The 11664-nt window shown below is 63.9% G+C and carries 8 protein-coding genes; 6 read left to right on the forward strand and 2 right to left on the reverse strand.

What is annotated here, in order from left to right; all coding sequences use genetic code 11:
• Positions 1-138: 138 nt before the first annotated feature.
• The 3 genes from ACRYCC_RS22585 to ACRYCC_RS22595 all read left to right on the forward strand — a co-directional run bounded on the left by ACRYCC_RS22585 (position 139) and on the right by ACRYCC_RS22595 (position 5019).
• Positions 139-513 carry a hypothetical protein gene (locus tag ACRYCC_RS22585; protein WP_433814997.1) on the forward strand — a complete coding sequence of 125 codons (375 nt, stop codon included), beginning with the start codon at positions 139-141 and terminating at the stop codon, positions 511-513.
• Between the two features lie 910 nt (positions 514-1423).
• Positions 1424-4675 (forward strand): NACHT N-terminal Helical domain 1-containing protein, encoded by a 3252-nt coding sequence (locus tag ACRYCC_RS22590; protein ID WP_433814998.1) that lies wholly within the window; start codon positions 1424-1426, stop codon positions 4673-4675.
• A 203-nt stretch (positions 4676-4878) separates the two neighbouring features.
• A complete protein-coding gene (locus ACRYCC_RS22595; protein ID WP_433814999.1) occupies positions 4879-5019 on the forward strand; it encodes a hypothetical protein in 141 nt (46 codons plus the stop codon).
• 286 nt (positions 5020-5305) lie between these two features.
• Here the strand turns inward: ACRYCC_RS22595 and ACRYCC_RS22600 are convergent, their stop codons facing one another.
• Positions 5306-5434 (reverse strand): hypothetical protein, encoded by a 129-nt coding sequence (locus ACRYCC_RS22600; protein ID WP_433815001.1) that lies wholly within the window; start codon positions 5432-5434, stop codon positions 5306-5308.
• A 565-nt stretch (positions 5435-5999) separates the two neighbouring features.
• On the opposite strand from ACRYCC_RS22600, the gene cas7g reads away from it, so the two are divergent.
• The 3 genes from cas7g to cas3g are packed head-to-tail and all read left to right on the forward strand — an operon-like array spanning position 6000 to position 11124.
• A complete protein-coding gene (cas7g, locus tag ACRYCC_RS22605; RefSeq protein ID WP_433815002.1) occupies positions 6000-7139 on the forward strand; it encodes a type I-G CRISPR-associated RAMP protein Csb1/Cas7g in 1140 nt (379 codons plus the stop codon).
• A 5-nt stretch (positions 7140-7144) separates the two neighbouring features.
• Positions 7145-8527 carry a type I-G CRISPR-associated protein Csb2 gene (gene csb2 / locus ACRYCC_RS22610; RefSeq protein ID WP_433815004.1) on the forward strand — a complete coding sequence of 461 codons (1383 nt, stop codon included), beginning with the start codon at positions 7145-7147 and terminating at the stop codon, positions 8525-8527.
• Entirely contained in the window at positions 8524-11124 is a 2601-nt protein-coding gene (gene cas3g, locus ACRYCC_RS22615; RefSeq protein WP_433815005.1) for a type I-G CRISPR-associated helicase/endonuclease Cas3g, read from the forward strand. Before csb2 ends, cas3g begins: the two co-directional genes overlap by 4 nt.
• An 8-nt stretch (positions 11125-11132) precedes the next feature.
• On the opposite strand, the gene ACRYCC_RS22620 is transcribed toward cas3g, so the two are convergent.
• Positions 11133-11664: IS3 family transposase (locus ACRYCC_RS22620; protein ID WP_433815007.1), on the reverse strand; the 532-nt coding region annotated here is incomplete at its 5' end.

Genomic DNA, 11664 nt, shown 5'->3' on the forward strand with positions numbered 1-11664 from the left:
ATGCCGACAGCCCCGGCCTGTGCGGTCCGCCGCACTGGTGCGCTCGCCGAACGCACCCGGCAGCGGCACGCCACTGTCCATGCCCTACTGGGCGGAGGGCTCGGGCTGGGCGCATGCGCTCACCATCTGGGCTGGGGCATGAACACCGTCAAACGCTCCGCCCGCGCCGCATCGGCCGACGACCTGCTGCGCCCACCGCAATACCGCCAGGAGTTGGTCGACCCCTACCGCGACCACCCGCGCAGACGCCTCACCCACGAGCCCGCCGCGCCGGTGCCCCGTCTGCTGGCCGAGATCCGCGACTCGGCTATCCCTGCGGCGCGAACCTGCTGGTGCGCTACCTCAGCCAAGGCCGCGCTGACCCCGAGCACACTCAGCCCCTCACCCCGCCAGATGGTGTCCTGGCTCATGACCCGACCAAAAGATCTCCCCGTACACCGACGCCGTCACCTGGACGAGCATTCCTTCGTTCACGGCCTCCACAACACGAACAAGCCGTCATCGCCGGGCTGACCTTCCACGGAAGGCACAAACACCAAGGTCAAACTCCTGAAACGACAGATGTACGGCCGAGCCGGCTTCCCTCTGCTCCGGCAGAGAATCTTGCTCTCGTAGACCATAGAGGAACTCAGCGTCACCACCGGATTCGTGCCAGAGCCCATTTAACGGCTCTGTCCCGTAATCGGCGGTGGCGGTGAGTGATCACTGCCAGGCTGAGGCGTGCTGGAGATCGACGATCTTATGGGTGGGGTGTTTTCGGGGCTGTCTGCCCTGGTCATCAAGGGTGTGGAGGACGAGAACGACCTCGTTCGGGTCGTGGCCAGTACTTGGGGCGAGTCGGTTGCCGTGCCCGGTGTACGGGGCGCTGGCCGGCCGGGTGCACGGCTTGTGCGGCCGGACGGTCACGGATGTCCCGGTCGAGGGGCGGGGGTGATGATGTCGATACAGGTACGTCCCACCCCAACGACCAAACCGAAGGCGTCAACACCCACACGAAGAGGACCATGCGACAGATGCACGGCCGTGCCGGGTTCGACCTCCTGCGCCACCGCATCCTGCTGCAGTGAGGATCACTCAACGCCACCACCGATTACGTGACAGAGCCATTGGTTACAGTCCCCCGGCGTGACCGCGCAAGCATCATCAGGGTACAGCGGACAAGGTGGCATGAAGGCTTCGGTTCGCGATCAGGAGATCGGTGCCCTCGTGCATGTCTGTCGTCAGGGCCGTGGTGCAGCCCCGATCGAGATCCCGCAGCAAAAGCCCAGCTCACGACGGGAGCTGAGTTCTCAAGCCCTACAAGGTGAAGAGTGCTGTCGAAGTTCCGTTATATGTGCCAATATTTGACTGTGGCCCTAGTCTCAGCGGCTTACGGACACAACCGGCAAGATGGCCTCTCAGGATCTCCCTATCGAGGAGCAGATTGGATCCCACCGCCGCAGCCGCCGCCCGCGCGGTTGCCCAAGTGGCTTGCCGTTTGTGGCTGGCCAGCCGCTCTGACCAGGCCACTCGCGATCAGCCCTTGATCGCCCTGATTCGCACCCGCTTCACTGACCAACTGAAGGCCCGTGAAGTGGATCTCCAGTTCCAGACGATCGCTCTTCAGGTCGAGTCCCGGCTAGAAGCCCTGCGCGTAGCCGAATTTTCTGGACTCTCCGACAGTGATCGGCGGGCGGCGATCGCTGAGGCTGGTCTCACCCTTCAGCGCGCTGATCTCACAGACCGAGGATTGTTCGACTCGGACCTGGATCCGGTAAAACTAACCCGCCAGGTTCGCGCTCTAATGCCGAATCTGGAAAAACAATTTGATAGGAGGCTCATCCCTTACTATGAGACCGTACTAGCCGAGTGTTGCGAATCACTTGTGCATATCCTCATCAACTTGCCCCAGTTTCAGGCTCGCGCTTCCGTGGAGATACTCGGTCGCGTCTCCTCCCTTTCCATGGAAATCGGCGCCGTGCTGGCCCGGCTCCCGAGGCGTACGGTGACAGCCCCGGACGGTACTGACAATGATGAGGATTTCACGCGACGATATCTACATGTCGTAAGCACTGAACTGGACACCTTGGAACTTTTTGGGGTCCGATTTGAGCGCATTGATCGTCCGACCACTTCGTTGAGCGTCGCCTACGTTAGCTTAACGGTCACACATAGCGTCAGGCCACGGCCTGAATACGGGACTTCTGGTATGTATAGCCAGTCTGCCCGGGTGGAAGCAGCGTTGGCACAGAGCCAGCGCACCCTGCTACGCGGCGAGGCAGGGGCTGGCAAGAGTACTATTCTGCGCTGGGTCGCAGTGACTGCCGCACGGGGAAAGTTCTCCGCAGAAATGCGAGCTATGAACGGTACGGTGCCGTTCCTAATTAAATTGCGCAGCTATACAGACGGCCGGTTTCCGGCCCCTGAAGAGTTCCTTGACTATGTGGGGCGTAACCTCGCGAGCCTGATGCCGCGCGGCTGGGCCCACCGCGTCTTGGAATCGGGCAAGGCGATCGTTCTGGTTGACGGAGTGGATGAGGTGCCCGAATCGCATCGACCTGCGGTTCGGAATTGGCTCAGCAACCTGCTCCGAGCCTTCCCGAATATAAATGTCATTGTGACGTCTCGCCCGGCAGCCGCGGAAGCTCGCTGGTTGAATCGGGAGAATTTCTCACATGGCTTCATCGAGCCGCTAAGTCGAGCCGACGTTCGCGCCCTCATCGAGCATTGGCACACCGCGATACGTGCCACAGATGACCTGCCTTGTCGACCAGAACAACTACCGAAGCTGCAAGCTAATCTGCTAGCTCGACTTGAAGCCATTCCATCGCTGCGTGCCCTCGCCACGAATCCGTTGATCGCTGCGGTCCTGTGTGCGCTAAACCTTGATCAAGAGACACTTCCCCGAGACCGGATGGGCGTCTATCAGGCCACCCTTGGTATGCTCGTAGATACCCGCGACGCTAGACGTGGTATCTCCCAGCTTGTTGGTTTGTCCCGAGAACAAAAGATTCGACTTCTCCAGCATCTTGCATGGAATTTGTCGGTTCGCGATCAGATCGAGATGAAGCGAAGTGTGGTTGAGAATCTAGTCGCGAGTAGGCTCGCTGCGATGCCCCAATTCGAGGGAAGAACCGAGGACGTACTAGACTTTCTGCTCCAGCGCAGCGGTGTGCTCCGCGAACCGGTCCCTGGAAGGATCGATTTCGTCCACCGTAGTGTCCAGGAATACTTGGCGGCGCAGGAGGCTGCCGAGCTTGGTGACATGCAGCATTTGGTCTCTAAAGCTCATCTTGATCAATGGCGCGACACAATCGTTATGACGGCAGGGCATGCCAATGCCCCTATGCGCCGAGAATTGCTGGCAGGCATGATCCGCAGGGTCCAACGGGCCCGTAACCCAGCCACTGTGAATCACCTAAAGCTTGTAGTGATCTCCTGTCTGGAAACCGTGCCATCGATCCCGGATGGCCTGACTGAAGTTATCAACGGTTATCTCGATGAGTTGGTTCCGCCGCGGAACGAGGTCGGTGCAAAATCGTTGGCTTCCGTCGGCGAACTCGTGTTGCGAAAACTCCCTGCCTCACTAAAGGGGCTGAGTGAATCGACGGCGCTGGCCACTATCCGGACCATCTGGATGATCAATGGCTCAGGGGCGCTCGACTTGCTATCTCGATATGCAGTGAAGACCCATCAGACACATCTTGGATCCTTTTTCATCGCTTGGGACTACTTCGATCCCTTTGAATATGCCCAACGCGTGCTAGACCCACTCATCGAACGTTTTCCGGAACAGCCAATTCTAGTGAAGACGCCGGCACAACTCGATGCCGTCGCTCGGGTTCGACAACCGGCGAGACTCCGCGTCGACCTTGAGTCTTCTCCCGACGTCAGTGCGTTGCAGAAGCTTGATGCGACCGTCAAGGAGTTGGAAGTAAGTGCTCCCTCGGCATCTTTCCACGCGAGGCTCTTGAATGGACTCGTTGGTCTTCGGCACCTCACGATCCGTGACAGTCATGTGGGACAGGATCTGACGGCCTTCGCCTCCCTCAAGGAACTTAAGGTCCTGACGCTGATCGACTGCGGACTACACAGCCTGAGCGGTATCGAGAAATTGTCAAATCTGCGCTACTTGGCGCTGTTGACTATACATAAACGCGAGATCTTGCACCTGGCAGCCAGTCAGTCGCTACGACAGCTGGATATTGAATATACTTCAATAAATACCAATCTTGAGGAGATACTTCAGAGATATCAGTACCTTGAGAAGCTATCTTTGAAGCGCTGTCGTCTTCTAAAGGCCGACCGCGCTGACCGCGCTGACCGCTCAATCAATGAGAATTTGCGTACCCTCTCTTTGTTTCACACTGATCTCTCTCCTGCTTTTGCATCGCTTGCCCTACTTCGTGGTCTTCATAGCCTTGATCTCAGCAAGACTAGTGTCTCGGAGCTTGACCCGCTGGCTGCTCTGACCCAACTGAAGCATCTAGACCTGACCGAATGTCCGGAAGTTAAGAGCTTGACTCCGCTTGCTCGGCTGACCCAGTTGAGACATCTAAACCTCAGTGGGATCCCCTCTTCGACTGATATGCTTCCTTTGGAAAATCTGCCCAGTCTGGAAGTCGCCCTTGACAAAGATCAGCAGCTTCCTAATATCGATCGGGTCGCTCGCGTAAAACGTAATCGTGGCCGCTAGCCCCTGGAGAAGCCTCGCTCTCGCTTGGAGCACGAGCCAGCCGATCAGCCGGACAAAGACCGAATACGGGACCGGGAAGTCTATGCCGCCGAGATAGGCATCCAGGTTAACTTGCCCGTTCGAATATCCGATTAGGGCCCTGGCCTAAGAATTTGCCGCGAGCGGCTGCTGTAGCGGAGACCTCCGCAAAGCAGCGTCTAGCGATGGCTTACCTGACCGTCCCTCATCGACGGGATCCATACGCCTCGACCTTCTACGACCTGTGCGCCGACCTCGTCGGCACGTTGTGGTGGTCCGGGAAGAGCTACTCGTGGGGTGATGAGCAGATCGCCCAGCGGACGTAGCGGATCGGCGGCCCCGGCACCGGGACCCTCTGGCGGGCGTTCGGGACGTCCCACCATCTGGCGATGGTGGTCAACGGGCTGACCGGGCACTCCCCGGAGGCCAGCACTTGAACTGCGCCAGGTAACCTGCAGCTGCTGCTCTTTGCCGGTCGACGCGTGCCCGGGCCCGCTCAGCTTTCCTGCTCTGTCCTGGTAGATGCGGTCATGGACGAGCAGGGCTTCCATCCAGCCGACCGTCGCGGTGGCTACCCCCTTGGGGTACTCGGCGGTAACGGTCAGGTAGACGTCAGCGTCCTGGCCGTCGCGCGACGACCGCCCACGCTCCGTGCTCCTCTCCAGTGGGGTTGTCCTCGGCGGGCACCGCCCGCCAGGTCTGGACGTCGCTGGTACCGAGCTGAAGGTGATCGGGGACCATCAGGCCTCTCCTTGAAGGTCGATCCGACGGCAACGGACCGGTCGGCCATCACCGACTGGACAGCCGGGGAAAGGCGTTTCGCTACCCTCCCAGGCGGCACCGCGGTCCCGCGTCCCCTTCACACCAACACCGATATCGCTTCCATTACGGTCACGACTGCTGGTGCAGTGAGCAGAGAGACACCAGCGGCAGGTGCACACGTGAAGGCGTGCGTCTGGGCACTACCTCTGCGTTTGGCCGGCGCAGGCCAAATAAGTACTCTTATCTGACAATTAGGACAAGGTTTCTTAAATCGGCTACCTCGACCCAATCCCCACTTTTCTCCACCAATGCGGCGTTGTCGTTTCGCAATTCTGATCTTCTAAGAAGAATTGTCGGTGGGAGGGCGTACGGTCTCGTCTTGCCCAACAGCCGACGCACCACTCGCTTTGAGGAGAAAGCGTCGCGCTGTGGCGCCAGCGCGTCTGACTGCGGTTTCGGCATGCCGGACCGATGGCCGGTGTCGCGTTCGGCCGGGTCAACAACGTGATCGCCAAGGTCCATGCGTGGAAGGTGGAGGGTCGTAGTGAATGGTGAGCGGATCATCGAGCGCCTGGTTGGCGCGGTGGGTGAGGATCGGGTGGACGCGGGGATCGCGGTCTGCGCGGAGTATCGCCCGGCCGGGGGCGGCAAGGTAATGCCGCCGTCGTTTCCCGAGGGACCGTACTTGTACGAGAAGCGGCGGGTCGACGGGCAGTGGTGCAAGGTTGTGGTCCTCGATCAGGTGCCGTCGCAGGCCAACCGCATCGAGGAGGCGTTGCTGGCGGCTCGTGACGCGGGCCGGATCGAGCTTCCGCTGTTCGAGCTCAACGTCGGCACGAGCCGTGGGCCGCTGCGGCTGACCTCGCTGCAGTTCCCTCATCGGTCTGCGGACGCCTACCTGCGGGACAGCCTGATCGGCGGGGAGCGTTACGACCGCAGCGAGATCGGCCGGCGGTTGCGGGGGGTGACCGCTGCGGATGCCACGCCGTTGTTCGAGCGTGATCCGGGGTCGTTGCTGTTCGGGGTGTGGGATTCGCGTCGTGAGGGGCGTGGGGCGAAGTTCGCGCGGGTCTACTCCTCCTCGGTGGTGGGGGTGGATCCGCAGGACGGGGTGCGTAAGGCGACCCGGATGGATCCGCTGAATCTGCAGGGCGGTATCGATGACAAGGCCAAAGCCAAGGGGGACTGGCAGCACGTGGCCACGGGGGAGAAGACCAAGGGGCAGAAGCTGAGCGAGATCGGCCACGGCAACATCGCTCCCGGAGACGCACATGGCGGTGTGGCGATCGCGTGGGCGATGCGCGGTGCCTGGATCTCGCTGGCGGGGCTGGAGCGGGTGAGGTTCGGGGACGCCTCGGCGGAGGCGTCGTGTCTGGCGCGCGCGACGCTGGCTGCGCTGGCGTTGGCGGGCGACCGGCTGGCGTTCGGGCGTCCGTCGGTGTGGTTGCGGTCGGACTGCGATCTGGTCCGGGAGACCGAGGTCCTCGCGTTCGATGGCGACGGCGGGCAACGCGAGGAGTTCACGTTGACGGCGGCCGAGGCGATCGAGGTCTTCCACGAGCTGCGGGATCGGGCCGCGAAAGCGGGCGTTGTGATGGCGGCCGACACCGTGGCATTGGAGCCGACGCCGGCGCTTTCTGCTGCCGTTGAGTTCTCGGTCACCAAGGCCGCGGCGGAGGAGTAGGCGCGATGCCTGTGATCATTACGGTCTCGTTGAGCGATGGCCGGTATGAGGCCGCCGGGATGCGGCCGCAGGAGGGCGAATGGCCGCCGCACCCCGCCCGGTTGTTCTGTGCTCTGGTCGCGTCGGTGTCCGATGGCGCCGACCAAGGGGTGCTGCGGTGGCTGGAGGCGGCCGGCGCACCTGAGGTGTGGGCCTCGGAAAGAGTGGTGCACGAGTCGCGGGAAGGTTACGTGGTCACCAACGCGCTCAGCCGAACTGGCGGCAGCCAGACCTGGCCTGGGCGCACCAACGGGGTGCGTGCCCGTGCGACGGCGGTGCCGGAGGAGTCGGAGTTCGCGGTGGTGTGGCATCAGGCCACACCCGATGGCGACACGTTGGCGCGTTTGGCGCGGCTCGCTCGCCGGGTCCCATATCTGGGTCGTGCCACGTCGCCGGTCACCTTGACGGTGTCCGCCGAACTGCCCGAGCGGCGGGAAGGGTGGACGGTGTACGTCCCGACGTTGAGCGGTGAACGGGCCGTGGCGAGTCTACGTATCCCCTACCCCGGCTACACCGACCAGCTGGATCGCGCCTACCAGGACGGCGACCGGGCGTGGGAGGTGGCGCGGACACTGCCGTACGTGCGTCAGCGAACCGAGCAAGTGCCGGTTCCGGTCGGCCCGTTCTCGGATCTGATCGTGTTCGGGTGTGCGTCCAGGACGGTGCGGCCAGCCGGTGACTCGCTGCTGACACTCACCTCCACGCTGCGCAAGGCGGTCATCCAGCGGCTCGGAACGGACGTGCCCGGGGAGGTGCACGGGCATGACACGGACGGCCGCTACCACGTCGGCTATCTGGCGCTGGTCGACGTGGATCACCCGAACGCCGACGGCCATGTCCTGGGTGTCGCCCTGGCGGTGCCCAGGGGCATGCAGTCGGAGGAGGTGGACCGGTTGCTGGGCGCCGTCGTGGACGACCCGCTGACCGAACTGACCATCGAGCGTGGGCGGCCCCTGAGGCTAGAACATGACCCGTACCGCACCCATCCCGCACGCCTGAACCCAGAGTGGTGGAGCGCGGCACCGGAAGGCGCCCGCCGGTGGGTCACCGCGACGCCACTGATGCTGGACCGCTACCCGACCCGGCGCGACACCCCCTTCGAGCTGATCGCCGAGTCGCTGCAGACCGCCGGATACCCCCGCCCGAAGGACGTCGAATTTTCCCCAGCCCCGATAGTGCAGGGCGCGGTGAAAGGGCCACGCCCCGGCACCATCCCCGAGGGCCGGCCGCGGCGCAAGCTGATGCACGCCCGGGTGGAGTTCGAGCAGCCCGTGGTCGGCCCGGTGATCGTCGGGTCGATGCGGTACCTCGGCCTGGGCCTGTTCGCACCGGAGAGGAGAACGCGATGAGCGGCCTTGGCGTACAGGAGTTCGCGGCGTTCTTGGCTGAGGTCCACGGCCGGGACCCGTATCCGTGGCAGACCAGGCTGGTCAGGGACATCCTGGACAAGGGTGCGTGGCCCGATGTGCTGGACGTACCGACCGGGCTGGGCAAGACCACGGTCATCGATATCGCGGTGTTCGTGGCGGCCGCGAGGCCGGAGATCGCCAGGCGGCGGGTGTTCTTCGTCGTCGACCGGCGGCTGGTCGTCGACGAAGCCCATGAACATGCGGAGACGCTGGCGACGGCTCTCAGGGAGCCTCCTGGTCCGGTCACCACCAGCTTGGCGAACCGGCTGCGACAGAACGGAGACGACGGGCCTCCCCTTGAGGTCACCCGGATGCGGGGCGGGACCACCTGGTCGTGGCGGTGGCTGGAACGACCCGACCGGCACGCCGTGGTCGTCGGCACCGTCGACCAGATCGGCAGCCGCCTGCTTTTCCGCGGCTACGGAGTCGGCGAATTCCTGCGGCCGATCGACGCCGCCCTCACCGGCGCCGACAGCCTGATCGTGATCGATGAGGCACACCTGGCCGAACCCCTGCGAACCACCCTCAAAGCCGCCCTCCCGCTCCAGCCGGGCGGGATGGTGCGCACACCGATTGTGTTGACCATGTCGGCCACGGTGCCGCCGGGAGCAGACGAGACCGTATTCAGGACGGACGCCGACGACCTGCTGGACGAGCACGCCGGGCCACGACTGCGTGCACCCCGCACGCTGAACCTGCTCAAAGCGACCGCCACCCGCAAAAACGTCCACTCGGTGATGCCGCGGCTGCTCGCGGACTGGGCTACCGCCCTGGCCGGCGAGGAGGACTCGGGGAAGGTCATCCTGGCTGTCTGCAATACGGTGGGCCGGGCCCGTGCGGTCCACACCCTGCTCGAAGACGGTGGCGCTGACACGGTGTTGCTCACCGGCCGGAGCAGGGCCATCGACCGCGAATACCTGCTGCACGAGTACTATCCGCGGATCCGCGCCGGTCGAACCCGGCAGCCCGGGAAGCCACTGATCGTCTGCGCGACTCAGACGATCGAGGTCGGGGCCAATATCGACGCCGATGGCCTGGTGACCGAGTCGGCCTCGCTGGCCGCGCTGGTGCAGCGCTTCGGCCGCCTCAACCGCTTCGCCCAACTGGACGGCGCGCCCGTTCTTGTGATCCACGACCCGACCGTCGGTGAAGACGATCCGGTGTACGGGGCGGCACGCGAGGCCACCTGGCAGTGGCTGACCGAGCTGATCCATCCACTTGCCCCCCGCGTAGCCCGCAGCCCCGCTCCCGAACCACTCAGCGACGGGCTGCTGGTATCCCCCTCGGCGCTCAGCAGGCATCTCCGCTCGCTCGAACCCGAACGCAAAGAGCAGATGCGCGAGCCGGCGCCGTACGTGCCAGTGCTGTTCCCCCAGACTCTCGCCGCGTGGACACGGACCTCCCCGATCCCGCACCCGGACCCGCCCATCGCCCCTTACCTGCATGGCCTGGACCACGGAGCCCCGGACGTGTCCATCGTGTGGCGGTCCGGGCTACCCGCAGATCAACCGGGAGAGTGGGCGGAACTTGTCGAACCCTTGCCTCCGGCAGCCGATGAGAGTATCGAGGTTCCGTTGCCCGCGATGCGGCGGTGGCTGGCAGGTCTCGAGTCCGCCGATGTGGTCGGCGACATCGAGGGCCAGGCCGACCGCTCAAACACCGACGAGGACCTGGCCTACCTCGAGCGGCGGGTTCTGCGCTATCGAAGCAACGCAAGCGCCGAACCGGTCCATCCCAAAGATGTCCGGCCTGGGGACCTCATCGTCGTCCCCGCATCGTGGGGCGGATGCGACGACTACGGATGGAACCCCACCTCGACAAGGCCGGTCACCGATCTGGGTGACCTGGCGTTCCGCCGTGGCCGGCCGGCGGTGAGGCTACGGCCCGAGCTGGTACAGATCGCGCACAAGCGCCACGACTGGCTCACCGAGAGCCTCGCTGAACTCGTGCGGCAAGCACACGGTGACGCCGCCAGCGAAGACCGGCCTATGACAACCCAGTACCGGAGCTCGCTGCGGCACCTGATGAAGCAGCGCCCCGCCAACGAGGCCGACCTGCCGTTGATACAGGCGCTGACCGCGCTTGCGGCCAACTGCGAGGTCACCGTGGCACAGTCCACAGTCATGCTCACCCGCAAAGGCGGCGGGTGGACCGGCGATGTCGGCCCTCTCGGATCCTCTGCGCTTAACGTCCAGAAACCCATCGAGCTGTACGCCCACCAGCTGGCAGTCGCCGGACGGGCCGCCCAGTTCGCGACCAACCTCGGGCTCGCGCCCGACATCGTAGCCAGCGTCAAAGCCGCGGCGCTCTGGCACGACGAGGGCAAACGCGATCCCCGATTCCAAGCGATGTTGCATCACAGCCCACCACGCGCCGTGGCCCGCACCCCAGAGCGCGCCCTCCTGGCCAAGTCCGGACTCAACGCCACTGACCGGGCGGCGTTCCGCAAGGCTCGCGTGCTCGCCGGCTATCCCGACGGGATGCGACATGAGGCACTGTCCGCCCAGATCACCCGTGAGGTGCCCCGGGTTTCGTGACGTCCGGTCTACCTGGCGCTGGTTGGCGCTGGTGTGGTGATTGAACGGTAGTAGGTTGCCTCGTATTCGGCAGGTGGCATGTGGCCGATCGCGGAGTGCAGTCGCCGGTTGTTGTACCAGCCGATCCATTCGACGATGGCGTATTCGACCTGGTCACGGGTCCGCCAGGTTTGCCGGTGGATCAGCTCGGCTTTGAACGTGCCGTTGAGAGCTTCGGCCATGGCGTTGTCATAGGAGTCGGCGACTGATCCGACCGAGGCCATCACGCCCAGATCGGCCAGGTGGGTGGCGTAGCGGAAGCTGACGTACTGGCAGCCGCGATCTGAATGGTGGATCAGACTGCCTGGCTCAGGCCGCTGCCGGCCGGGCGGCCGGTCCCGGTCGCGCTGCCAGATCGCCATCTCCAGCGCATCCAATGGCAGGTCGGTGCGCAAGTGATCGGCCAGCTGCCAGCCCACGATGCGGCGGGAGTAGGCGTCCAGGACGAACGCCACATACACCCAGCCCTCCCACGTGCGCACATAGGTGATATCCGCTAGC

Source organism: Actinomadura scrupuli, from assembly GCF_050971785.1.
In the GTDB taxonomy this organism is placed as follows: Bacteria; Actinomycetota; Actinomycetes; order Streptosporangiales; family Streptosporangiaceae; genus Actinomadura_E; species Actinomadura_E scrupuli.